The sequence below is a fragment of the Pseudomonas sp. P1_C12 genome (assembly GCF_056406435.1).
In genome coordinates this window covers 617709-640838 of record NZ_JBFUAE010000004.1, presented here as the reverse complement: position 1 = coordinate 640838, position 23130 = coordinate 617709, and the positions used below count along the sequence as shown (strand labels likewise).

Here is a 23130-nt window from a genome sequence, read left to right as displayed (position 1 = left end):
CTTTTTTTCACTCAGTGCTGTTCGTCCGGCTTTTTCTTCAGTTTCGGGTTCGGGAAGAACTGAACCGCCTGAACCTTGGTGTCGGCTGGTTTGAGTGCGCTGGTATTAACCCGCGTACCCAACTCCTTGGGCACCGATAGCCCTTGTTCATTGAGCGTGTCGGAGTAACCGCAGGCCACGCACTCACGGTGCGGGACCTGGTCTTCATTCCACATCATCAATTTGTCCGGCTCGCTGCATGCCGGGCAGACCGCCCCGGCGATAAAGCGTTTTTTCGTAATCACAGGTCCCTCACTCATGCTGCTGCGCCCTCACTCAGGCCGCTGTGGCGCAAGAGTGCGTCAATCGATGGCTCACGGCCACGGAAGTCGACGAACAACACCATAGGCTCCTGGGAACCGCCGCGTGCCAGGATCGCTTCACGGAAGGCGCGACCGGTGTCGGCATTGAGCACGCCTTCTTCTTCGAACTTCGAGAACGCATCGGCCGACAGCACTTCAGCCCATTTGTAGCTGTAATAACCCGCGGCATAACCACCGGCGAAGATATGCGCAAAGCTGTTGGGGAAACGGTTGTAGGCCGGTGGTCGCATCACCGAAACCTCGTCGCGCACGCCTTCGAGCACTTGCAGCACGCTGCGGCCGTCGCCGTGGGTGGCGTGCAGTTCGAAGTCGAACAGCGAGAACTCCAGTTGGCGCACCATCATCAGGCCGGACTGGAAGTTTTTCGCCGCGAGCATTTTCTGCAGCAGGTCCTGCGGCAGTGGTTCGCCGGTTTCATAATGACCGGAAATCAGCGCCAGGCCTTCCGGTTCCCAGCACCAGTTTTCCATGAACTGGCTTGGCAGTTCGACCGCATCCCAGGCCACGCCGTTGATGCCGGACACGCCAGCATGCTCGACGCGGGTCAGCAGATGATGCAGGCCGTGACCGAATTCATGGAACAGGGTGGTGACTTCGTCATGGGTCAGCAGCGCAGGCTTGCCGCTGTCGGCCGGGGTGAAGTTGCACACCAGGTTCGCCACCGGGCTTTGCAGCACGCCGCCAGCCGTGCGGCGACGGTCGCGGGCGCCATCCATCCAGGCACCGCCGCGCTTGTTGGCGCGAGCGTACAGGTCGAAGAAGAAGCGACCGACGTGCTGGCCGTTTTCCTTGATTTCAAACAGGCGGACATCCGGGTGCCAGGTGTCGAAGCTTTTGAGCTCGGCGATTTCGATGCCGTACAGGCGCTGAACAATGGCAAATAGACCACTCAACACCTTGTCGATCGGGAAGTAGGCGCGCAGGGCTTCCTGGGCCACGCTGTAACGCTGCTCACGGAGTTTTTCACCGTAGAAACCGCTGTCCCAACTCTGCAGATCCGGGCAGCCTTGTTCGGCGGCGTAAGCCTTGAGCTGCTCCAGATCCTGGGCGGCGAACGGCTTGCTGCGCTTGGCCAGGTCGCGCAGGAAACTCAGTACCTGATCGCTGGATTCGGCCATTTTGGTCGCCAGGCTCAGCTCGGAAAAACTACTGAAACCCAAGAGTTTTGCCAGTTCCTGACGCAGGTCGAGGATTTCTTCCATGACCGGGCCGTTATCGTTCTGGCCGGCATTCGGGCCTTGGTCCGACGCACGGGTGCAGTACGCGGCGTAAACTTCTTCACGCAATGCGCGGTCATGGGAGTAGGTCATCACCGCGTAATAGCTCGGGAATTCCAGGGTGATCAGCCAGCCGTCCAGATCCTTGGCCTGAGCCGCGGCGGCCATTTGCGCCTTGGCCGAGTCGGTCAGGCCGGCGAGGGCGGCTTCATCGGTGATGTGCTTGGTCCAGGCCTGAGTGGCATCGAGCAACTGGTTGGAGAAACGGCTGCCCAGCTCGGACAGCTTGCTCTGCACTTCGGCGTAACGCTTCTGTTCGGCTTCCGGCAGGTCGATACCCGACAGACGGAAGTCACGCAGGGAGTGTTCCAGGATAGTTTTCTGCGCCACGTCGAAACCGGCGGCCTCCGGGCTGCTGGCCAGGGCTTCGAAAGCCTGGAACAGTTCGCGGTTCTGGCCCAATTCGGTGGAATAGGCGCTCAAGACCGGCAGGCACGACTCGTAGGCTTCACGCAGTTCGGCGCTGTTGCACACGGCGTTGAGGTGGCTGACCGGGCTCCAGGCGGCACCCAGACGGTCATTGAGTTCGTCCATCGCCAGCACCAGGCCAGCCCACGTTGGCTGTTTGACCTGGGTCTTGAGGATCTCGACGATGGCGGCACGGTTATCAGCCAGGATCTGTTCAATGGCCGGTTGTACGTGTTCAGCGCGGATGGCGGAGAACGGCGGCAGGTCATAGGACTGCAAAAGAGGGTTGTTCACGCTCACGGTTGATACCTTGGCTGGAGAAACATGCAGTCATCTTAATTACAATCGACGCTCACCGCAGCTATCAGCAACAGAGAGAAACCCTATCGTGAACCTTCGCAAGTATCAGAACCACACGCCGCTGCTGGGTAAAGGCGCTTTTGTCGACGGCTCGGCGGTGGTGATCGGCGACGTTGAAATTGGCGAAGACAGCTCCATCTGGCCGCTGACAGTGATTCGTGGCGACATGCACCGCATCCGCATCGGCGCGCGCACCAGCGTGCAGGATGGCTGCGTGTTGCACATCACCCACGCCGGGCCGTTCAACCCGGATGGCTTTCCATTGCTGATCGGCGATGACGTGACCATCGCCCACAAGGTCATGCTGCATGGCTGTTCGGTAGGCAGCCGAGTGTTGATCGGCATGGGCAGCATCGTCATGGACGGTGCGCTGGTCGACGATGATGTGATCATTGGTGCCGGCAGCCTGGTGCCGCCGGGCAAGCATCTGCAAAGCGGCTTCCTGTATGTGGGCAGCCCGGTGAAGCAGATCCGCCCGCTGACCGACAAGGAGCGCGCCTTTTTCACCTACAGCGCGGCGAACTACGTGAAGCTCAAGGACCTGCATCTGGCCGAAGGTTACGACCAGCTTTGACCCGGCACTCTTATTCAGGATTCAACATGCATTACCAAACCGTTTTGTTCGACCTCGATGGCACCCTGACCGACCCACGCGAAGGCATCACCCGCTCTATTCAATTTGCCTTGAGCAAACTAGGGATCGATGAGCCGGACCTGAGCAAACTCGAACACTTCATTGGCCCGCCGCTGTTGCAGGCGTTCATGCAGTTCTACGATTTCGACGAGCCGAAGGCGTGGGAGGCGGTGAATTTCTACCGCGAGCGCTTCAAGGTCACCGGACTCTACGAAAACCGGGTGTTCGATGGTGTCACGCCGCTGCTGGAAACCCTGAGCGGGCAAGGCCGACAGCTGTATATTGCGACCTCGAAGCCGTGGGTGTTCGCCCGGGAAATCGCCCGGCATTTCGACTTTGCCAAACACTTCAAGGTGATTTACGGCAGCGAACTGGATGGCACCCGGACCAACAAGGTCGAGCTGATTGCTCACCTGATGGCCGAAGAAAACCTGGACCCGGCCAACACCCTGATGATCGGCGACCGCAAGCACGACCTGATCGGCGCACGCAGCAACGGGCTGGACGCGGCAGCGGTGGGTTACGGGTTCGGCAGCCACGGAGAGTTGAGCGCCGAAGCGCCGGCGTATCATTTTGAAACGCTGGTTGAACTGCATCAGGCGTTTTTGCAGCGCTGATACGGCTTTACCCCTGTGGGAGCGAGCCCGCTCGCGATGACGGCCGCACATTCAAAATCAAAGTGTCTGACACACCGCTATCGCGAGCAGGCTCGCTCCCACAGGGGGACGGCGTAAGTCTTCAGGGTCTGGGCAGCGGGGCGAGTTTCTGTCCTTGCTCAACCGCCCAGTTCACCACCTGCGTGGTCAACTGATCGTTCGCCTGACCGAACCCGACCACCACCGCCGGGACCTGCACATCGCTGAGTGGCTGGCGCACTTCAAAGCGGCGGCTGGCGAGGATGCGCTGGTCGTAACTGCGCACCAGCAATGCATCCAGACGCACGACCGCGCTGGCATTCGTGCCCTGGTATTCAGTCTGGAACGCCTGCAGGCTGCCGCCCAATTCAAGATCGGTCTGGAAAATGCTGTCATCGGTGCTCAGCAACGGCACCCGTCCGTCATGCTGGAAACCTTCCAACAGGCGATTGCGCACCAGTACCGGCGCCGGGTCGCTCCAGCGTGAACCCTTGTAGTGGCTGATCACATCGCCCTGGGGAATCACGGCAATGTTCGGACTGTTCAACGCTTCGCTGGACTGGAATTTGGTCACGCGCAGCGACCAGCGCTGCGGTGTGCCATGGCTGGCCGATGCGCTCTTGGCCGACGGCAATCGATAGACCTCGAAGGGCTCGGGCTTGGGCAGGATCGAGCACGAACTGATCAGCGTGAAGCCAGCGAGGAGGGCAATCCGAATCAGCTTCATGGCGTGAATTCCTTGGTCTTTTCACTGCCCAGCAGGTAACCGCTGGGGTTGGCTTCCAGGCGTGTGGTAATGGTGCGCAACGAACTCAGGGTTTCGCGCATCTCGCGCACGGCCGGGCCCAGGCCGTTGAGGCCTTGCATGCCGCTGTTGAGCGAGTCCTGATTGGCGGTGATCAGTTTGTTGAGGGTGGCGCTGCTCTCCTGCAGGGATTTCATCGCCTGCTCGGCGCTGCCCAGCGCCTCCTTGCCGTGCTCGTTGAGCAGCCCGTTGGCATTGCGCATCAGCGCCGTGGTCTGCTCCAGCATGGTGTTGGCCTGCTTGCCCACCGAGGCCAGTTGCTGCATGGCCTGGCGGATATCGCCACGCTGCTCGGCAATGGTCCCGGTGGTTTGCTCCAGGTGCTCCAGGGTGTTGCTGATGCGCTCGATGTTTTCCGTGGAAAACATCAGGTTGGCGTTACGCATCAGCGTGTTCACGCCGGACATCAAATCGTTGCTGTCATTGAGCAGGCGGGCGATGGGAGAGGGCGAGGCGACGATGGTCGGCAGGTTGCCGTCCTTGCCCTTGAGCGTCGGGCTCTGTGGTGTGCCGCCGCTGAGCTGGATGATCGAAGTCCCGGTGACGCCGGTCAGGGCCAACTTGGCATTGGTGTCTTCCTTGACCGGGGTATCGCCGGCCAGGCGAATTCGCGCCAGCACCCGGCGCGGGTCTTTCGGGTCCAGGCGCAGCGAGATCACGTCGCCGACCTTGATCCCGCTGTACTGCACCGAACTGCCCTTGGACAAACCGCTGACCGCCTCGTTGAACACGACTTCGTAGTCCTTGAACTCGGTATCGACACTGGACTTGGCCAGCCACAGGCCGAACAGCAGCGCGGCCGTCACCACAATCACCGTGAACAGGCCGATCAATACATGATGGGCTCGGGTTTCCATGTCAGACCTCGTTGAGCTGTTGGGCGGCCGTCAATGCCGCGCGGCCACGAGGGCCATGGAAGTATTCGTGAATCCACGCATCGTTGGTTTCCGACACCTTGTCGATGGCGTCCGCCACCAGCACTTTTTTCTGCGCCAGCACCGCCACCCGGTCAGTGATGGTGTAGAGCGTGTCGAGGTCGTGAGTCACCAGAAAGACACTCAGGCCCAGGGCATCGCGCAGGGTCAGGATCAATTGGTCGAACGCAGCGGCACCGATCGGATCGAGGCCGGCGGTGGGCTCGTCGAGAAACAGGATATCCGGATCCAGCGCCAATGCCCGGGCCAGCGCGGCACGCTTGATCATGCCGCCGGACAGCGACGAGGGATACTTCTCCGCCGCCGACAGCGGCAACCCGGCCAGGGCCATTTTCACCGCTGCCAGGTGCTCGGCGTCGTTGCGGCTCAAGCCGGCGTGTTCGATCAGCGGCAGGGCGACGTTCTCGGTTACGGTCAGCGAAGAGAACAGCGCGCCTTTCTGGAACAGCACGCCGAATCGCCGCTCCACCAGCGAACGCTCGTGTTCGGACAAGGTCGGCAGGTTTTTCCCGAAGACTTTCACCACGCCTTCGCTGGGCTGGCGCAACCCGACAATGCTGCGCAGCAGCACCGATTTGCCGCTGCCGGAGCCGCCGACCACGGCGAGGATCTCGCCTTTGTACAAGTCCAGGTCGAGGTTCTCGTGCACGCTCTGGCGGCCAAAGCGATTGCACAGCCCACGTACTTCAATCACTGCCTCGGAGGGCGCTCGGGGGATACGACTCACCAACCCATCTCCATGAAAAACATCGCGGCTATCGCATCCATTACGATCACTACGAAAATCGACTGCACCACGCTCGACGTGGTGTGCGCGCCCACAGACTCGGCGCTGCCACTGACCTTGAAGCCTTCAAGACAACCGATGGCAGCGATGAGGAAGGCGAAGACCGGCGCTTTGACGATCCCCACCAGAAAGTGCTGAACGCCGATGTCCGTTTGCAGCAGCGACAGGAACATCGCCGGCGAGATATCCAGCGCCACCGCGCAGACCACGGCACCGCCAATAATCCCCGACAGCATCGCCAGAAAGGTCAGCATCGGCAGGGCGATCAGCAACGCCAGCACCCGCGGCACCACCAGCAATTCCACGGGGTCGAGGCCCAGGGTGCGGATGGCGTCGATTTCCTCGTTGGCCTTCATCGAACCGATTTGCGCCGTGAACGCACTGGCGGTGCGCCCGGCCATCAGGATCGCGGTCAGCAACACACCGAATTCGCGCAAAAAGGCGAACCCCACCAGGTCCACGGTGAAGACGGTGGCACCGAAAGTGGCCAGCACCGTCGATCCGAGAAACGCCACCACGGCGCCCACCAGAAAGGTCAGCAGGGCAACAATTGGGGCGGCATCGAGGCCGGTCTGTTCGATATGGGCGATCATCGGTGTGACACGCCAGCGTTTGGGCCGGAACAGGCCGCGGGCGATGGTTTCGATGATCAGGCCAACGAAACCCAGCAATTGCAGGGTGTCCTGCCAGACGGTGTCCACCGCGCGGCCAATGCGGGTCAGTAACTGAATGGAAACGCTGACTTCCGGTTCCTTGATCGGTACGCAGAAATCGGTCAACGAGCAGTAGACGGTTTGCAGCAACGCCCGATCGGCGGCGCAGAGTGTGCAATCAGGATGTTCGGCGGAGCGGCCAAGGCGCTCGGAGCCGAGCAGCTCTACCAATAGCGAGGCGCCGGCGGTGTCGAGGGCGCCGAGACCGTTGAGATCGATGGGGGTGTTGGCGTCGTACTGGCCGTGGAGCTTTTCGCTCAACAGTTTGAGGTCAGCGTAATGGGTAAGCGTCCAGTCGCCCGTCACCCGCAACCGCGCAGGGGTAAGCGACGTGTCTAATCGGGCGTTGCCGGCCATCGTGCTGCTGATCATAAGCTCCGTGCTTGTTCAGTGATTACGCAGCCTACGTAATAGCACGAACCGGATTACTTTTCTTTGATCGCTGTGCTGTCCGTGACTTTGAAGCGCAGCACGCCGATGACCTGGCCATCTTCGGTCAGCACCCGAACCTGCCATTTGCCAGCCGGGTTGCCCGGGAAATTCTGCTTGTGGGTCCAGGCCCGGTAACCTTCCTTGCGCCCGCCGTGAATATCCAGAGGAATGCGGTCGACCTCTTTACCGTTGAACTGCCAGACGTGATAAATCCGCTCGTCCAGGCCACGCGGGGCGTTGATCGCGGTGTACGCGTAGAGCCCGCCATTGCGTATCTGTTCGGCACTGACTTCTTCGAGGCTGGCACCAGGCGTGCGGTCCTGCATTTGCGTGCTGATGGCCACGTCGGTCATCCACAGCGTCGCCGGCGGCACCCACGAGCGCAGCTCCCAACCGACGACGCCAATGCCCAGGGTGATACTCAAAATCGCCAACGCACTGCGTATGGTACGAATCGGGAAGATCGACGCCAGGCTCGGAAACGACAACAGCACCGAGATGCCCAGCGCCCATTTGAAACTTTGTGCGGTGGTCAGGTGCATGATCACCGGCAACGCAGTGAGCAGGGCGGCGAACAGGGTCAGGGTGTGCAGGGCCAGAAACGCCCAGCGCCGTGGCGCCAGCCACTTGTAGTAGAGCGGGTCGATGATCGAAATCAGCGCCGCGACGCCCAGCAGCCCAGTGAAAACCAGCTGGCCGCTGTTCCACGTCGTGGTGATGAAGAAGAACGGCAGGACAAAGAACAGGCTTTCCTGATGGATCATCTGCGTTGCATAGCGCAGTAACGGTTCCGGAATTTCGCGCTTGAAAATGCGCGTGAACAGCTTGGTCAGACTGTTTTCCAGCATCAGCCAGATCCAGCTGATCAGCATGATGGTGGTGATCCAGCTCGCCAGGCCTTGCTGGCGATCGACCAGAATGAAACTGCCCACCCCGGAGATGAAACCACCAAGTGCAATAACCCCAGGGTAGCGCTTCATCAATTCGAGGATGCGCTGTACGAATAGGGTCAGGTTTTGCATTCGGCGGTTTCACAGTAGTCGTAGGAAAAAACCTCGACAGGGTACCGTTGGTGCGGCGCTGTGGCGAGGGGCCGTTCAGCCTGACCGAACATAAAACCCTGTGAGCAGACAGAAGATCAAATGTGGCGAGGGGGCTTGTCGGATCACCACAGTTAGTCACTCGCCAGATGGAATGATTACTGTCGGCGGTGCAAACGCCAGCCCAGCAATATCAGTACGATCAGCCCCGCCACACCGACCGCCAACCACATCAACTGGTCATAGCTGAACAGCGGCTTCTCGATCCGCAAATACCCCGGCTGCAACAGCAGCTCACGCACGGCCTTGTTCGCCTCTTCCAGCGTCACCCCTTGCAGCTCACGGGCCGGGTCGGTGAAGCGGCCGTCCTCGTAATCACCGATGGCGCTCCAGTAGTAGTCGGCCAACGCGCTGTTGCCTTGTACGGCCCAGGCCTGACGGGCAATCGCGGCCTGTTTGAGGCGGTTGAAGGTGTCGGCATTGAGGCCGTCCTTGAGCAGTCCGGCCTTCAAGTCATCGAGCACTTGTTCGGCCGCGAGCACGTCGTCGCGTTCAAGGTCGGCATTGAGGCTCATGAAACCCACGCCGCCGAACACCTCGCGTTCCGCCCACGGGCCGTAGGACAAACCGTGAGCCAGGCGCAGCTGCCGATAGAGCGCCCAATCCAGGTAGTCCTTGAGCAAATCGAAGGTTTGGTCGTGCCCGTCGTCCAGCACCGGCTCCGGCACCAGCCAGTGCAACTTGGCGCTGTTGCCGACCAGACCGTGGGTCAAGGTGCGCTCATGGGCGGCGCTGGCCTGGATTTGCGGCAGCGGCGGATGCTCGCCAGGCGTAATCGCGTCCAGCGCGCCGTACGCCCGCTCCAGATAGGCCGGCAGCAACTTGTCGAGGTCGCCGACCACGATCAGGGTCATGTTGTTCGGCGCATACCAGTCCTTGCGCACCTGCTCCAGTTGCTCATGGGTCAGATCATCGACTTGCGCACGCTCCGGGCACTTGAGGCCCAGCTCCACGGCCAGTTGGTTGCTAGCCGTGTGGCCGAGGTCCTGACGATCGAGCCAGCGTTGCAGGTGCGAGTAGTGGCCACCGTCTTCACGCTCGACCACTTGCTTGGCCGCGTGGATGGCGTTGTCGTCGAAACGGGTCTGGGTCAGCAGCGCCAGCAGCAGGTCGAGCACCTTGCGCTGGTTTTTCGCCGGCGCTTCGATGACGAAAGTCGTATCGGCATTGCTGGTGAAGGCGTTCCACTCACCGCCCAGGGCCTGCATGCGTTCTTCCAGGCCACCTTCGCCACTGGCGTCGATGCCGCTGAACAACAGGTGTTCCAGCAGATGCGGCAATTCCTTTTCTTCGCAATTGAAATCGTCCAGGCCAACGCCGACCACCAGCCGGATCGCCACATGCCCGCGGTCAGTGCCGGGTTTGAGTAGCAACTGCAAACCGTTGCGCAGGGTGTAGCCCTCGACCTGGAAGCGATCCAGGGCCAGCGACGGAAAAGAACCAAGCAACAGGCAGGCGAACAACAGGCAACGCATAACAAGCTTCCGTACGGCTAGCGTGAGTTCAACAGACTTCAAGTAACTGTGGACGTTCAGGGTGAATGCGTAATGTCAGTCAAATCGTCGACCACCAGCGCGCCGGTGTCTGATGTTTCCAGCACCACGTAGGCACTGCTGCAAAACAGCGAATTCAGACGCTTCATGTCGGCGATCAGCTCCAGGTGCAACGAACTGGTTTCGATACTCTGCACGATTTTACGTTGCAAACGGCTGACATGAGCATGGGCCAGGCGCCGCTCCTGTGCACGGAAACGACGTTTTTCACGCACCAACTGGCGAGCGCTTTCCGGGTCGGCGCTGAGAAACACCGACATCCCGAGTCGCAGGTTGGAAATCAACTGCGTCTGCAACCCGGTCAATTCGTCCAGCCCGACTTCGGAAAACGACCGGCGCTGCGAGGTTTTCTGCTGCTGGACCTTGCGCAGCATGCGTTCGATCAAATCGCTGGCGAGTTTCAGGTTGATCGCCAGTTCGATGATTTCCGCCCAGCGCCGACTGTCCTGATCGCTGAGATCTTCCCGGGGCATTTGCGCCAGATACAACTTGATCGCGCTGTAGAGCGCTTCGACATCGTCAGTCAGGCGGCGCATTTCCTGGGTGACGGCGGTTTGCTTGCCGCGCAACACGTCGAGCATGGCTTCGAGCATGTTGTCGATCAGGTCGCCCATGCGCAGGGTTTCCCGGGCCGCGTTGGCCAGCGCCAAACCGGGCGTGACCAACGCTGTGGGGTCAAGGTGCCGGGGCTTGGCCGTGCCGTTGGCCTGCAGGCGCTCCGGCAGTACCCAGGCACAAAATCTGGCCATCGGCCCGACACTGGGCAGCAGGATCAGACAGCGCACGGTGTTGTAGAGCAGGTGAAAGCCGATGACCATTTCCTGAGGGCTGAAGTCGAGGCCATCGAGCCAGCGCACCAGCGGATCAAGTACCGGAATGATCAATAAAAGACCAATCAGTTTGTACAGCAGGCTGCCCAGCGCCACTTGCCGCCCGGCGGCGTTCTGCATGCTGGTGCTGAGGAAGGCGAGCACGCCGCTGCCGATATTGGCGCCGATCACCAGCCCGATGGCCACCGGCAGGCTGATCACGTTGGCGCCCGCCAGAGTCGCGGTGAGCAACACTGCGGCCAGGCTGGAATAGGAAACCATCGCGAACAGCGCGCCGACCAGGGCGTCGAGCAGGAGGTCGCCGGTGAGCGAGGCGAAAATCACCTTCACCCCTTTGGCATGGGTAATCGGATGCGCGGCTTCGACAATCAGTTGCAGCGCCAGAATGATCAAGCCCAAGCCAATGGCGACACGGCCCATCTGCCCGAGTCGGGTCTGCTTGCGCGACAGAAAGAAAATCACCCCGGCAAAAATCAGCAGGGGCGACAACCACGACAGATCGAACGTCAGCACCCGCGCCATCAGGGCCGTACCGACATCGGCACCGAGCATGGTGACCAGTGCCGGGGTCAGCGCCATCAGGCCCTGGCCGACAAAGGAAGTGACCAGCATGGCGGTGGCGTTGCTGCTCTGGACCATCGCCGTCACGGCGATCCCGGAGACGAAAGCCAGCCAGCGGTTGGACATGTTATGGCTGATGACATGGCGCAAATTGGTGCCGTAGACCCGCAGGATGCCGGTTCGGACGATGTGCGTGCCCCAGATCAGCAGGGCCACGGCAGAAAGCAAATTGAGCAGGGTGAGCATAATGACCCCCTGTGGTGTAGCGCCCCAATGGAGCAAGTTGACGGTACCGCGCGACGTTCTACGTTCTGTACTTAAGCTGTAGTTGGCTAACGGTCTGCGCGCCAGCATCGCATAGCCAAAGAAGGGATTGAAACAAAACTGTCATGAAACATTGGCCTTCCAGCCACACAAAACAATGTGGGAGCGAGCCTGCTCGCGATGAGGCCTCCAGATTCAACATTGATGTTGACTGACAGACCGCCATCGCGAGCAGGCTCGCTCCCACAGGTTTTGCGTATTTAGCGCTTTCGGGTTACTGGCCCGGAATGTCCTTGCGCAGCTTTACCGGATCCTGCTGTTTCTTCTTTTTCGCGATGGCAGTGCGCATCCTGATGTTGATCGCTTCCACCGCCAGCGAGAACGCCATGGCGAAGTAGACGTAGCCTTTTGGCACGTGCACGTCGAAGGATTCGGCAATCAGCACCGTACCGACGATCAACAGGAACGACAGCGCCAGCATCTTCAGCGATGGGTGCTTGTCGATGAACTCACTGATGGTGCCAGATGCCCACATCATCACCAGTACCGCCACGATGATCGCCGCGACCATGACTGGTACGTGGGACACCATGCCGACCGCGGTGATCACCGAGTCCAAGGAGAACACGATGTCGATGATTGCGATCTGGATGATGGTGTAGAGGAAGTTGCCGCCCTTGCCCGAAGGTTCGTCGTTGCTTTCATCTTCACCTTCCAGCGCGTGGTACATCTCTTGCGAGCTTTTCCACAGCAGGAACAGACCACCGAAGAACAGGATCAGGTCGCGTCCGGAAATACCCTGGCCGAAGACTACGAACAGGTCCGCCGTCAGGCGCATGACCCAGGTGATCGACAGCAGAAGCAGGATTCGCGTGACCATGGCCAGCGCCAAACCGAAAATCCGGGTGCGCGCCTGCATGTGCTTGGGCATGCGGCTGACCAGGATCGAAATCATGATGATGTTATCGATACCCAGGACGATTTCCAGGGCGGTCAGGGTGAAGAAGGCAACCCAGATTTCAGGGTTGGTCAGCCATTCCATGTGTATTCCTTTGAGCAATTGTTAAACCACAACGGGCCCGGGCTTCAAACAGCGAAGCCTGGACCCGAAGTGGTGAGTCTTGGGCTTATAGAGTGCTGAACACCGGGAAAGTCCCCAACAGCAATGCAGCAATCAGTATGCAGGTACAAACCAGCACTGCCCACTTGAGGGTGAAGCGCTGGTGGTCACCGAAATCGATGCCGGCCAGGGCCACCAACAGGTAGGTCGATGGAACCAGCGGGCTCAACAGGTGGACGGGCTGACCGACGATCGAGGCACGTGCCATTTCCACCGCGGTTATACCGTAATGGCTGGCGGCCTCGGCAAGAACCGGTAACACGCCGTAATAAAATGCATCGTTCGACATGAAGAAGGTGAACGGCATGCTGACCAGCGCCGTGATCACCGCCAGGTACGGGCCGAGGAAATCCGGAATCACCGCCAGCAGGCTTTTCGACATGGCATCGACCATCCCGGTGCCGGTCAGGATACCGGTGAAGATACCGGCCGCAAAGATCAACCCGACTACCGCCAGAACGCTACCGGCGTGAGCCGCCACGCGATCCTTCTGCTGTTGCAGGCAAGGATAGTTGACGATCATGGCGATACTGAACGCCACCATGAACAGCACCGGCAACGGCAGCAGGCCGGCGATCAGGGTGCCCATCAGGGCCAGGGTCAGGGCGCCGTTGAACCAGATCAGGTTCGGACGACGGGCATCCGGGAACTGCGAAACGCTGATTTCGCTGTGGTCGATTTCATCGCCCACCAGGTGCAGTTCACCCAGGCGAGCACGTTCACGCTTGCCGTAGAAGTAGGCGATGACCAGGATCGCCACCACACCGGCCAACATCGCAGGAATCATCGGTACGAAGATATCGGACGGGTCAACATGCAACGCACTGGCAGCGCGAGCGGTCGGGCCGCCCCATGGGGTCATGTTCATCACGCCACCGGCGAGGATGATCAGGCCGGCCATGATCCGCGGGCTCATGCCGATACGGCTGTAGAGCGGCAGCATGGCAGCCACGCAGATCATATAAGTGGTCGCGCCGTCACCATCGAGGGAAACGACGAGCGCCAGTACGGCGGTGCCGACCGAAACTTTCAGCGGGTCGCCCTTGACCAGTTTGAGGATCTTGCGCACGGCCGGGTCGAACAGGCCGGAGTCGATCATCAGGGCGAAGTACAGAATAGCGAACATCAGCATCACGCCGGTTGGCGCAAGCTTGGTGATGCCTTCGAGCATCATCGGGCCGATCTTCGGCGAAAAACCGCCGAACAGGGCAAAGATGATCGGAATGATGATCAGGGCGATCAGCGCGGACAGGCGCTTGGTCATGATCAGGAACATGAACGTGATGACCATGGCGAAGCCAAGGAAAGTCAGCATGGGAATACTCCAGGCGTAGCGCGACTAGGGAATGGGCAGATCGGGCGGGATCAGCGCAGAACGGGAAGCACGAGACGTACGGGCGGAGTTACAGCGAAGTGGCGGGTAGAAGAGGACATCAGAATCACCATTGTTGTTGTTAAATGGGCTGTGCGAGCAATAAAACGCTGGCATTGGCCAACCGGTCTGTTGCCGGTAGTGGGGGCGATCCTAATCGGGGAAGCTTTCAGCCAGCTTTCGAGAATGAAAGCGTTGACCGGAAGTACAACCGGTCGTCGGATTGGGACAATGAGGTGTAAATCGGGTTGAGGCCTTCGCAAGCAGGCTCGCGAAGGCGTCAGTCAATCCACTTCAGGAGGAAACAGCATGGTCGAAGTTCACACCGGCGGCTGCCACTGCGGGCAACTGCGCTATCAATTCAGCGGACCGCCGCACGACATCGCCCACTGCCATTGCTCGATTTGCCGGCGGGTCAGCGGCGGCATCGTGACCACCTGGATCACCGTGCCAGCATCAGCCTTTCAATGGCTGGCCGGGACGCCATCGCGGTACGATTCTTCATCCACCTGTGCGCGATATTTCTGCGGCCACTGTGGGGCGCAACTGGCGCTGGTGACGCACCTGAGCCCGGAAAGCATCGACCTGACCATCGCCACCCTCGACCATCCCGAGCAAGCACCGGCCGAGCGGCACATCTGGACCGACAACCGTTTGCCATGGCTGCACCTGGACGAACATTTGCCCGGCGAGGCTGGAGAAACACTCTGATCAAAAAATAGACAGGTCCAGCGGACGAATAGCGCCCATCCAGATCGCGTGCTCGGTGTGGTCAAGCAGATCGTTGCCGGTGTCCGGGTGCAGAAATACCACCAGACCCTTGCGGTTCAGCGCCAGCCACGGCAGCACGTCGCCCAGCACCTGCGGCTCGAACGCCAACTGGCAGCTCCAGTCCGGGTGCGGACCGACCGGGCGTTCGTGCACGCGACCCATTTTCAGTGGAAACAAACGCGCCGCCTGTTCACACAAGGCCCGCGCCTGCCCGATCGTGCTGGCATCGAAATAAACGTGGGCGTGGTAACCCGTGATCTGCTGCATCTGAACCCCTCTGAAAACTGTTCGAACCCTCGCCGGTTCCTGCGGGTCAAACATCATATAGGCGCTGGAAAACAGGAAGCCCAGCCATGAAAAATGCCGAAACCCCCGTCGTGAAAGTGGTGCTGTATGGTGCCATGAGTAGCCTGGGCAGTGCGCTGATGGCTGAAATGCTGCGGCGCCAGCATGAAGTGATCGCAATTCTCGATGACCTCAATGCACTGGCACCCCGTCCGGGGCTGCGCACCAAGACTGGCGATCTGTTCGACGCGCAACGGGTCAAGCAGAGTGTGGCCGGCAGCTCCGTGGTCATCTGTTTACTGGACGCTCCAGGCTTACCGTTCAACAGCGAACACGTAGAAAAAACCATCGTACCGGGCCCAGTCGAGCAGGTGCTGGCAGTGGATGCACTAATCGATGGCATGCAGACAGCAAACATTTCCCGATTGTTTCTGGTGGGTGATTTCGACGTGCTGGACGATCCGGAAGTCGAGGACAGCTTGCAACGTCACGCCGCCGAGGAAATCCGCGAGGCACTGCAAAGCAGTCCTTTGAAGTGGACGCTGGTTAACGAACCGCGCGGGGTACCGGGGCTGACCATCGAACATTTTGCCGAAATCGGTGGCAACCTCGAGCCGCGGTTGGCCGAACCGCTGGAACGGCTGGCCCGCACCGCCGTGGGCATTGCCGATGAATTGCACTTGAACCTGCACATCCGAGAGCACGTCAACTTCATCGCAACCGACAGCTAAACCGCAATGGACGGCAGCGTCAGGCCGTTGAGCGATTGCGCACTGCTGGCCTGCTCGGCCATCAACCAATCCACAAACTGTTGAATTAACGCTCCGCGTCTTTTGCGCTGGGGCAGCACCACGTAGTAACCCAGCCTCGACATCACCGTTTCGCCGATCGGTCGGCACAACAATCCTTGCGCCAGCAAGTTATCCACAAGGTGCCGCCAGCCAATGGCTACGCCCTGGCCGCCAATCGCCGCCTGAATCAACAAAGTGTAATTGTCGAAGCGCAACTGCCCGGGCGCCGGGGGCGAGGTGATGCCCAGCTCGCGGAACACACCACTCCAGTCGAACCAGTTACTGCTGTGTTCCCCACGCAGGTGCAGCAACGGAAACTCCAGCAATGCCTGGGCCGGCAAGGGCAGGGGACGTTCGCTCAACAACTGCGGGCTGCATACCGGAAACACTTCCTCGCTGAACAGCCAATGGCTCTCACCCTGCTTGAAGCGGCCATCGCCGAACAGCACCGCCACATCGATATCGGTACGTAGCATGTTATGGCTGCGTTCACTGGTGACCAGGCTGACATCCACTTGCGGATTGGCCGCGTGAAAGCGGTGCAAACGCGGCATCAACCAATAGGCGGCGAAGGCAAAATCCGTGGCCACCTGCAGCACTTCATGCTGTTGCTGTGCGCTGATTGCGCTCAATCCTGCGTCTATGTTCTGCAAACCGAGCTGAACCTGCTCAAAAAGTATCTGCCCGGCCTCAGTCAACTCGATACCGCGATAAATACGGTCGAACAGGCGTGTCGCCAGTTGTTCTTCCAGGCGCTTGATCTGCTGGCTGATGGCCGGTTGCGTGGTGCCCAGTTCAACCGCCGCCGCGGTAAAGCTGCGCTGACGGGCCGCCGCTTCGAAGGCGCGAAGCAGATCCAGTGACAGGTCACCAAGGGCGTCATACATAAGCTGTACTTATCCTAGTCATTGCCGTGCATGGGCTTTACCGCAAGGTGCTGGGGTTTCATTCTCGAAGCCAGCACTCTCGCATAAACATCCACTATGGAATGCCGCGATCACATGAAGCGCAAGAACATTCTTTTCATCATGGCCGATCAAATGGCCGCGCCAATGTTGCCGTTCTACGGCCCATCGCCCATCAAACTGCCTCATCTCAGCCGCCTCGCCGCACAAGGCGTGGTGTTCGACTCCGCTTATTGCAACAGCCCCCTGTGCGCGCCGTCGCGTTTCACCCTGGTCAGCGGCCAGTTGCCGAGCAAGATCGGCGCCTACGACAACGCCGCCGATTTCCCCGCCGACGTACCGACCTACGCCCACTACCTGCGCCGCCTCGGCTACCGCACCGCCCTGTCGGGCAAGATGCATTTCTGCGGCCCGGACCAGTTGCACGGCTACGAAGAACGCCTGACCAGCGACATCTACCCGGCCGACTACGGCTGGGCGGTGAACTGGGATGAACCGGACGTGCGCCCGACCTGGTATCACAACATGTCGTCGGTGCTGCAAGCCGGCCCGTGCGTGCGCACCAATCAGTTGGATTTCGACGAAGAGGTGGTGTTCAAGGCCCAGCAGTACCTGTTCGACCATATCCGCGAGGATGGCAACCAGCCGTTCTGCCTGACTGTTTCGATGACTCACCCACACGATCCGTACACGATTCCCAAGGCTTTCTGGGATCTGTACGACGATGCCGATATCCCGCTGCCTACAACCCCGGACCCGCATGCCCTCGATCCGCACTCGCAACGTCTGCTCAAGGTCTACGACCTGTGGGACAAGCCGCTGCCTGTGGATAAGATCCGCGATGCCCGCCGTGCCTATTTCGGCGCGTGCAGCTATATCGACAGCAACGTCGGCAAACTCCTGCAAACCCTCGAAGATACCGGGCTGATCGATGACACCATCATCGTGTTTTCCGGCGATCACGGCGACATGCTCGGCGAGCGCGGCCTCTGGTACAAAATGCACTGGTATGAAATGGCCGCACGGGTGCCGCTGCTGATAAGCGCACCGGGGCAGTTCGGCGCTGGTCGGGTCAGCGCCAGTGTTTCCACGGCGGACCTGTTGCCGACCTTCGTCGAACTGGCCGGCGGCTCGCTGGAACCGGGCTTGCCGCTGGACGGCCGCTCTCTGGTCCCGCACCTGCAAGGGCAGGGCGGCCACGACGAGGTGTTCGGCGAATACATGGCCGAAGGCACCATCAGCCCGCTGATGATGATCCGTCGCGGTGCCTACAAATTCATCTACAGCGAAGACGACCCTTGCCTACTCTTCGACGTACACAACGACCCTAGCGAACTGGAAGAACTCAGTCATTCGCTGCAAAATCACCATCTTTTCGACGATTTTCTTGCCGAAGCGCGGGCCAAATGGAACATTCCGGCGATTCACCAGCAGGTGCTCGCCAGCCAGCGGCGTCGGCGCTTCGTGGCCGAGGCACTGACCCTCGGCAAGCTGAAGAGCTGGGATCACCAGCCACTGGTGGACGCCAGTCAGCAGTACATGCGCAACCACATCGACCTCGACGATCTGGAGCGTAAAGCACGTTATCCACAACCCTGCCAAAACCAATAATGTTAAGGGGAAGTCCATGCAAAGGTTATCCACAGTACTGACGGTCGGGCTCCTGACTCTGGGCAGTGCATCGGCGTTTGCCGATCAGAGTTGCGAGACCGTGAAAATGGCCGACCCGGGCTGGAGCGACATCGCCGCGACCAATGCCATCACCGGGTTTCTGCTCGACGGCATGGGCTACAAGGCCAAGGTCGACACCCTCGCGGTACCGATCACCTTTGGCGGGCTCAAGGATGGCCAGGTCGATGTGTTCCTGGGTAACTGGATGCCGGCGCAGCAGGGCTTCTATGACAAGTTCGTCGCCAACGGCGATGTCACGCAACTGACGAAGAACCTCGACGGCACCGAATTCACCCTCGCCGTTCCGGACTACGTGTGGGACGCGGGTGTGCATGACTTTGCCGACCTGAACAAATACGCCGACAAGTTCGACCGCAAGATCTACGGCATCGGCTCCGGCGCGCCGGCGAACATCTCGCTGCAAGAGATCATCAAGAAAAACGATTTCGACATGGGCCAGTGGAAACTGGTCGAGTCCAGCGAGCAGGCAATGCTGGCAGAAGTGTCCCGCGCAGTGAAAAAACAGAAATTCGTGACCTTCCTTGGCTGGACCCCACACCCGATGAACGTGCAGCTGAAAATGCACTATCTGAAGGGTGGCGAGAAATACTTCGGCGACACCGGCAGTGTGCATACCCTGACCCGTAAAGGTTATGCACAGGCCTGCCCGAACGTTGGCAAACTGCTGACCAACCTGAGTTTCACCCAGGACATGGAAAACAGCATCATGGCCGAGGTGGTGAACAGGAAAGTCAGCAATGCCGACGCGGCCAAGGCGTGGATCAAGGCCAACCCGGCGGTGCTGGATAAATGGCTCGATGGCGTGAAGACCGTGGATGGCAAGGACGCGTTGCCGGCGGTCAAAGCCAAGTTGTAACGCCATCTGTGGCGAGGGAGCTTGCTCCCGCTCGGCTGCGCAGCAGACGCAATCCGGTTACCTCGATGAGACAGACACATCGTGATTACCCTTTTGGGACCGCTGCGCGGTCCAGCGGGAGCAAGCTCCCTCGCCACAATGATTGTCCGGTCCTGATACTCTTTCGTAAAAATCCCACCCGAGAGGCCCCATGGCCCTGCCAAGCCGCCATTCACTCTTCCCTTTCCTCACCTGGCTACCCCGGCAAACCCGCGCCAGTGTTGGTCGTGACCTGATCGTTGGCCTCAGCGGCGCGATTCTCGCGTTGCCGCAATCCATTGCCTACGCACTCATCGCGGGTCTCCCACCTGAATACGGCCTGTACGCGGCGATCATCCCGGTATTGATCGCCTGCCTGTGGGGCTCGTCGTGGCATCTGATCTGCGGTCCTACGGCGGCCATCTCGATTGTCTTGTACGCCAGCGTCAGTCCTCTGGCCGTTCCGGCGTCGCAGGACTACGTCATGCTGATCCTGTTGCTGACGTTTCTTGCCGGCCTCTTTCAGTGGCTGCTGGGTTTGCTGCGGTTTGGCGCCCTGGTGAATTTCGTCTCTCACTCGGTGGTGCTGGGTTTCACCCTGGGTGCTGCCGTGGTGATTGCCATCGGTCAATTACCTAACCTGCTGGGGCTGGACTTGCCCAGCCAGGCCACCGCGCTGGACAGTTTCATCACGTTGCTGCGCCATCTAGGCGAAATGGACAAACCTTCGCTGGCGCTGGGGCTGGCGACGGTGGTGGTGGGCGTGATCCTCAAGCTGTGGTTGCCACGCTGGCCGACGCTCTTGATCACCCTGATTCTCGGCGGTTTGCTGGTTTGGCTCTGGCCATCAATGTTTGGCCATGTGCAACTGGTCAGCGCCTTCACTGGCAAACTGCCGCCCTTCAGTCCGTTGCCGCTGGACCTCGATCTGATCCTGCGCCTGCTACCCAGCGCGGTAGCGGTCGGAATGCTCGGGCTGGTCACCAGCCTGTCGATTGCCCGCTCGATTTCTGCACGTTCGCAGCAATTACTCGACGCGAATCAGGAAGTTCGTGCCCAAGGCCTGTCGAACATCGTCGGTGCGTTTTTTTCCGGCTCGCTGTCGGCCGGCTCCTTCACTCGCTCAGCCCTGAGCTATGAAGCAGGGGCCTGTTCGCCACTGGCCGGGGTTTTTTCGGCATTGTGGGTGGCGCTGTTTGCGATCTTCGGCGCGAGCCTGATCGCGCACATCCCGATTCCGGCCATGGCCGGCAGCATTCTGTTGATCGCCTGGGGACTGGTGGACCATCGCGGCATTCGCGCGTTGTTGCGGGTCAGCCGCGCTGAGTTCGTGGTCATGGCGCTGACCTGCGTCGCCACGCTGCTGCTGGAACTGCAGACAGCGATCTACGCTGGCGTGCTGGCCTCGCTTTTTTTCTACCTCAAGCGCACATCGCAACCACGGGTGCAGCATGTGCGAGATGGCGAGGAGGACATTCTGCGGGTGGGCGGTTCGATCTTTTTTGGCGCCAGCCATTACCTGCAAGTGCGCCTGCAACGCATGCACGGCGCGCGCGTGGTGATCGAGGCGCAGCAGATCAACTTCATCGACTATTCAGGGGTGGAAATGCTGCATCAGGAAGCGCGGCGCCTGCTTCGCCAGGACCGCAGCCTGACCTTGCGCCGGGCCCGGCCGCAAGTGGTGGAAGAGCTGAGGAAGCTGGAAGGGGCGCAGAAGTGCCCGATCCGGTTTGAAGATTAAAGAGATCGCAGCCTTCGGCAGCTCCTACGGGTTGTGTGATCGCCAGTAGGAGCTGCCGAAGGCTGCGATCTTTTGACTTTAAAGGGCCAACTGCCGGCGAAGTTCAGCCAACACCGGCACCGTATCCGGTCGCACACCGCGCCACAGGAAAAACGCTTCCGCCGCTTGCTCGGCCAGCATCCCCAAGCCATCCATCGCCACCGCCGCCCTGTGTTCGCTGGCCCAGCGGCAGAACGAGGTCGGTTCCTTGCCGTACATCATGTCGTAGCACACTGTTTTGCCCGGTTCGATCAGGCTGGGCGCAATCGGCGGCACATCGCCCGTCAGGCTCGCGGAGGTCGCATTGATGATCAGGTCCACTGACTCCTGCAACCAGTCGTAGCCACTGGCCGAGACCGGCCCCAGATCGCAGAACAGTTCCGCCAGCAACTCGGCCTTGTCCACCGTGCGGTTAGCGATGATCACCGATGCCGGTTGCTCGGCCAGCAACGGCTCCAAAGCACCGCGCACCGCGCCGCCAGCGCCGAGCAACAGGATGCGTTTGCCCTTGAGGCTGAATCCGGCGTTGACCGTCAGATCGCGCACCAGCCCGGCACCGTCGGTATTGTCGCCCAGCAGACTGCCATCGGCCAGTTTGCTCAGGGTGTTCACCGCTCCGGCCCGTTGCGCCCGCGCCGTCAGGCTGTTCGCCAATCGATAGGCTTCTTCCTTGAACGGCACCGTCACATTGGCACCGCGACCCTCGAGGAAAAACGTCCGGGCACAGGTGGAAAAGTCGTCGAGTGGCGCCAGCAGCGTGTTGTAGTCCAGCTTTTGCGCGGTCTGCTCGGCGAACAGACGATGGATCAACGGCGACTTGCTGTGGCCAATCGGGTTACCGAATACGACATAACGGTCCATCAGGATTCCTCATTCAGGCTTCGGCCAACCAATCGCGGTCTTGCAGGAAATACTCGGTCAGGCGCGCTTCTTCGCTGCCAGGCTCGGCCTTCCAGTCGTAACCCCAGCGCACTTGTGGTGGCAGCGACATCAAGATCGACTCGGTCCGTCCACCCGATTGCAGGCCGAACAACGTGCCACGGTCGTAGACCAGATTGAATTCAACATAGCGGCCACGGCGGAATTCCTGAAACTCGCGCTGCTTGGCTGTGAACGCATCGTTCTTGCGGCGCTGCACGATCGGCAGATAGGCGTCGATGTACGCGTCGCCGATGGCGCGCATGAAGGCGAAGCTGGTGTCAAAGTCCCACTCGTTCAGGTCGTCGAAAAACAACCCGCCGATGCCGCGCGGCTCGTGGCGATGCTTGATGTGGAAGTAGCTGTCGCACCAGGCCTTGTAACGCGGGTAAACGTCCGGGCCAAACGGCGCACAGGCCTGCTCGGCGACGCGGTGCCAGTGGATGCAGTCTTCTTCGTTGCCGTAATACGGGGTCAGGTCGAAGCCGCCGCCAAACCACCAGACCGGTTCTTCACCTTCTTTTTCAGCGATGAAAAAGCGCACGTTGGCGTGGGAAGTCGGCACGTGCGGGTTGTGCGGGTGAATCACCAGCGACACGCCCAGGGCTTCAAAGCCACGGCCCGCCAGTTCCGGTCGATGAGCGCTGGCAGACGGTGGAAGACCGCTGCCGAAGACATGGGAAAAGTTGACGCCGCCCTTTTCAATCACCGCGCCGTTTTCGATCACGCGGGTGCGACCGCCACCGCCAGCAGGCCGGGTCCAGGTGTCTTCGACGAATTGCGTGCCGCCGTCTTCGGCTTCCAGGGCAGCGCAAATGCGCTCTTGCAGGTCGAGCAGGTAGGCTTTTACGGCCTCGGTGCGGGTCGTCATGTCATCACCTTGAATCGGGCAAAACTACGCGGTGCTCCATTGGAGCTCAGCCTGCGCAAATGGGCCCGTAGCATAACATCGCAAGTTACCCCTTC

The 23130-nt window shown here is 60.3% G+C and carries 22 protein-coding genes; 7 read left to right on the top strand and 15 right to left on the bottom strand.

The window, feature by feature from the left end; all coding sequences use genetic code 11:
- Positions 1-11: 11 nt before the first annotated feature.
- On the bottom strand, positions 12-299 hold the full coding sequence (locus AC1D19_RS10290) for a YheV family putative zinc ribbon protein (protein WP_008018424.1): 288 nt from the start codon (positions 297-299) through the stop codon (positions 12-14).
- Complete coding sequence (gene prlC, locus AC1D19_RS10285; RefSeq protein WP_477763128.1) at positions 296-2347, bottom strand: oligopeptidase A; 2052 nt, start codon at positions 2345-2347, stop codon at positions 296-298. The genes AC1D19_RS10290 and prlC overlap by 4 nt, the downstream gene beginning before the upstream one ends.
- An 88-nt stretch (positions 2348-2435) precedes the next feature.
- Between prlC and AC1D19_RS10280 the strand changes: the two genes are divergently transcribed.
- Positions 2436-2981 (top strand): gamma carbonic anhydrase family protein, encoded by a 546-nt coding sequence (locus AC1D19_RS10280; RefSeq protein ID WP_477763127.1) that lies wholly within the window; start codon positions 2436-2438, stop codon positions 2979-2981.
- Between the two features lie 26 nt (positions 2982-3007).
- The gene (locus AC1D19_RS10275) at positions 3008-3658 is read left to right on the top strand and encodes an HAD family hydrolase (protein WP_477763126.1); all 651 of its coding nucleotides are present in this window, start codon (positions 3008-3010) and stop codon (positions 3656-3658) included.
- Positions 3659-3779: 121 nt separating this feature from the next.
- Here the strand turns inward: AC1D19_RS10275 and AC1D19_RS10270 are convergent, their stop codons facing one another.
- The 9 genes from AC1D19_RS10270 to AC1D19_RS10230 form a co-directional block, all read right to left on the bottom strand.
- The gene (locus AC1D19_RS10270; protein ID WP_477763125.1) at positions 3780-4403 is read right to left on the bottom strand and encodes an ABC-type transport auxiliary lipoprotein family protein; all 624 of its coding nucleotides are present in this window, start codon (positions 4401-4403) and stop codon (positions 3780-3782) included.
- A complete protein-coding gene (locus tag AC1D19_RS10265) occupies positions 4400-5338 on the bottom strand; it encodes an MlaD family protein (protein WP_477763124.1) in 939 nt (312 codons plus the stop codon). Before AC1D19_RS10265 ends, AC1D19_RS10270 begins: the two co-directional genes overlap by 4 nt.
- Before the next feature lies 1 nt (position 5339).
- Positions 5340-6143, bottom strand: coding sequence for an ABC transporter ATP-binding protein (locus tag AC1D19_RS10260; protein ID WP_477763123.1), 804 nt, complete (start codon positions 6141-6143; stop codon positions 5340-5342).
- Positions 6140-7288, bottom strand: a complete 1149-nt coding sequence (locus AC1D19_RS10255; protein ID WP_477763122.1) for an ABC transporter permease — start codon at positions 7286-7288, stop codon at positions 6140-6142. The genes AC1D19_RS10260 and AC1D19_RS10255 overlap by 4 nt, the downstream gene beginning before the upstream one ends.
- 53 nt (positions 7289-7341) lie before the next feature.
- Positions 7342-8370, bottom strand: coding sequence for a DUF5924 family protein (locus AC1D19_RS10250; protein WP_477763121.1), 1029 nt, complete (start codon positions 8368-8370; stop codon positions 7342-7344).
- Positions 8371-8546: 176 nt separating this feature from the next.
- Positions 8547-9923, bottom strand: coding sequence for a M16 family metallopeptidase (locus tag AC1D19_RS10245; protein ID WP_477763120.1), 1377 nt, complete (start codon positions 9921-9923; stop codon positions 8547-8549).
- Between the two features lie 56 nt (positions 9924-9979).
- Positions 9980-11638, bottom strand: coding sequence for a Na/Pi cotransporter family protein (locus AC1D19_RS10240; RefSeq protein ID WP_477753455.1), 1659 nt, complete (start codon positions 11636-11638; stop codon positions 9980-9982).
- A 292-nt stretch (positions 11639-11930) separates the two neighbouring features.
- Positions 11931-12698 (bottom strand): TerC family protein, encoded by a 768-nt coding sequence (locus AC1D19_RS10235; protein WP_477763119.1) that lies wholly within the window; start codon positions 12696-12698, stop codon positions 11931-11933.
- Positions 12699-12783: 85 nt separating this feature from the next.
- Entirely contained in the window at positions 12784-14091 is a 1308-nt protein-coding gene (locus AC1D19_RS10230) for a CitMHS family transporter (protein WP_477754524.1), read from the bottom strand.
- A gap of 366 nt (positions 14092-14457) precedes the next feature.
- On the opposite strand from AC1D19_RS10230, the gene AC1D19_RS10225 reads away from it, so the two are divergent.
- The gene (locus AC1D19_RS10225) at positions 14458-14859 is read left to right on the top strand and encodes a GFA family protein (RefSeq protein WP_477754525.1); all 402 of its coding nucleotides are present in this window, start codon (positions 14458-14460) and stop codon (positions 14857-14859) included.
- Here the strand turns inward: AC1D19_RS10225 and AC1D19_RS10220 are convergent, their stop codons facing one another.
- Entirely contained in the window at positions 14860-15186 is a 327-nt protein-coding gene (locus AC1D19_RS10220) for a DOPA 4,5-dioxygenase family protein (RefSeq protein ID WP_477754526.1), read from the bottom strand.
- An 86-nt stretch (positions 15187-15272) separates the two neighbouring features.
- Between AC1D19_RS10220 and AC1D19_RS10215 the strand changes: the two genes are divergently transcribed.
- Entirely contained in the window at positions 15273-15935 is a 663-nt protein-coding gene (locus tag AC1D19_RS10215) for an NAD(P)-dependent oxidoreductase (protein WP_477754527.1), read from the top strand.
- Here the strand turns inward: AC1D19_RS10215 and AC1D19_RS10210 are convergent.
- The gene (locus tag AC1D19_RS10210; RefSeq protein ID WP_150728139.1) at positions 15932-16882 is read right to left on the bottom strand and encodes a choline sulfate utilization transcriptional regulator; all 951 of its coding nucleotides are present in this window, start codon (positions 16880-16882) and stop codon (positions 15932-15934) included. The genes AC1D19_RS10215 and AC1D19_RS10210 overlap by 4 nt on opposite strands.
- 114 nt (positions 16883-16996) lie before the next feature.
- On the opposite strand from AC1D19_RS10210, the gene betC reads away from it, so the two are divergent.
- The 3 genes from betC to AC1D19_RS10195 all read left to right on the top strand — a co-directional run bounded on the left by betC (position 16997) and on the right by AC1D19_RS10195 (position 21207).
- A complete protein-coding gene (gene betC / locus AC1D19_RS10205) occupies positions 16997-18511 on the top strand; it encodes a choline-sulfatase (RefSeq protein ID WP_477763118.1) in 1515 nt (504 codons plus the stop codon).
- A gap of 16 nt (positions 18512-18527) precedes the next feature.
- Positions 18528-19448, top strand: a complete 921-nt coding sequence (gene choX, locus AC1D19_RS10200) for a choline ABC transporter substrate-binding protein (RefSeq protein ID WP_477763117.1) — start codon at positions 18528-18530, stop codon at positions 19446-19448.
- Positions 19449-19638: 190 nt separating this feature from the next.
- On the top strand, positions 19639-21207 hold the full coding sequence (locus tag AC1D19_RS10195) for a SulP family inorganic anion transporter (RefSeq protein ID WP_477763116.1): 1569 nt from the start codon (positions 19639-19641) through the stop codon (positions 21205-21207).
- 78 nt (positions 21208-21285) lie between these two features.
- Here the strand turns inward: AC1D19_RS10195 and aroE are convergent, their stop codons facing one another.
- Positions 21286-22107 carry a shikimate dehydrogenase gene (gene aroE, locus AC1D19_RS10190; protein WP_477763115.1) on the bottom strand — a complete coding sequence of 274 codons (822 nt, stop codon included), beginning with the start codon at positions 22105-22107 and terminating at the stop codon, positions 21286-21288.
- A 13-nt stretch (positions 22108-22120) separates the two neighbouring features.
- Positions 22121-23035, bottom strand: a complete 915-nt coding sequence (hemF, locus tag AC1D19_RS10185) for an oxygen-dependent coproporphyrinogen oxidase (RefSeq protein WP_477763114.1) — start codon at positions 23033-23035, stop codon at positions 22121-22123.
- Positions 23036-23130 lie beyond the last annotated feature (95 nt).

What these genes read in the sequence shown, in the direction of transcription:
- AC1D19_RS10290 (WP_008018424.1), bottom strand. Translation starts at nt 299, where the DNA reads ATGAGTGAGGGACCTGTGATTACGAAAAAACGCTTTATCGCCGGGGCG.
- AC1D19_RS10275 (WP_477763126.1), top strand. Translation starts at nt 3,008, where the DNA reads ATGCATTACCAAACCGTTTTGTTCGACCTCGATGGCACCCTGACCGAC.
- AC1D19_RS10270 (WP_477763125.1), bottom strand. Translation starts at nt 4,403, where the DNA reads ATGAAGCTGATTCGGATTGCCCTCCTCGCTGGCTTCACGCTGATCAGT.
- AC1D19_RS10265 (WP_477763124.1), bottom strand. Translation starts at nt 5,338, where the DNA reads ATGGAAACCCGAGCCCATCATGTATTGATCGGCCTGTTCACGGTGATT.
- AC1D19_RS10255 (WP_477763122.1), bottom strand. Translation starts at nt 7,288, where the DNA reads ATGATCAGCAGCACGATGGCCGGCAACGCCCGATTAGACACGTCGCTT.
- AC1D19_RS10250 (WP_477763121.1), bottom strand. Translation starts at nt 8,370, where the DNA reads ATGCAAAACCTGACCCTATTCGTACAGCGCATCCTCGAATTGATGAAG.
- AC1D19_RS10245 (WP_477763120.1), bottom strand. Translation starts at nt 9,923, where the DNA reads ATGCGTTGCCTGTTGTTCGCCTGCCTGTTGCTTGGTTCTTTTCCGTCG.
- AC1D19_RS10240 (WP_477753455.1), bottom strand. Translation starts at nt 11,638, where the DNA reads ATGCTCACCCTGCTCAATTTGCTTTCTGCCGTGGCCCTGCTGATCTGG.
- AC1D19_RS10235 (WP_477763119.1), bottom strand. Translation starts at nt 12,698, where the DNA reads ATGGAATGGCTGACCAACCCTGAAATCTGGGTTGCCTTCTTCACCCTG.
- AC1D19_RS10230 (WP_477754524.1), bottom strand. Translation starts at nt 14,091, where the DNA reads ATGCTGACTTTCCTTGGCTTCGCCATGGTCATCACGTTCATGTTCCTG.
- AC1D19_RS10225 (WP_477754525.1), top strand. Translation starts at nt 14,458, where the DNA reads ATGGTCGAAGTTCACACCGGCGGCTGCCACTGCGGGCAACTGCGCTAT.
- AC1D19_RS10220 (WP_477754526.1), bottom strand. Translation starts at nt 15,186, where the DNA reads ATGCAGCAGATCACGGGTTACCACGCCCACGTTTATTTCGATGCCAGC.
- AC1D19_RS10215 (WP_477754527.1), top strand. Translation starts at nt 15,273, where the DNA reads ATGAAAAATGCCGAAACCCCCGTCGTGAAAGTGGTGCTGTATGGTGCC.
- AC1D19_RS10210 (WP_150728139.1), bottom strand. Translation starts at nt 16,882, where the DNA reads ATGTATGACGCCCTTGGTGACCTGTCACTGGATCTGCTTCGCGCCTTC.
- betC (WP_477763118.1), top strand. Translation starts at nt 16,997, where the DNA reads ATGAAGCGCAAGAACATTCTTTTCATCATGGCCGATCAAATGGCCGCG.
- choX (WP_477763117.1), top strand. Translation starts at nt 18,528, where the DNA reads ATGCAAAGGTTATCCACAGTACTGACGGTCGGGCTCCTGACTCTGGGC.
- AC1D19_RS10195 (WP_477763116.1), top strand. Translation starts at nt 19,639, where the DNA reads ATGGCCCTGCCAAGCCGCCATTCACTCTTCCCTTTCCTCACCTGGCTA.
- aroE (WP_477763115.1), bottom strand. Translation starts at nt 22,107, where the DNA reads ATGGACCGTTATGTCGTATTCGGTAACCCGATTGGCCACAGCAAGTCG.
- hemF (WP_477763114.1), bottom strand. Translation starts at nt 23,035, where the DNA reads ATGACGACCCGCACCGAGGCCGTAAAAGCCTACCTGCTCGACCTGCAA.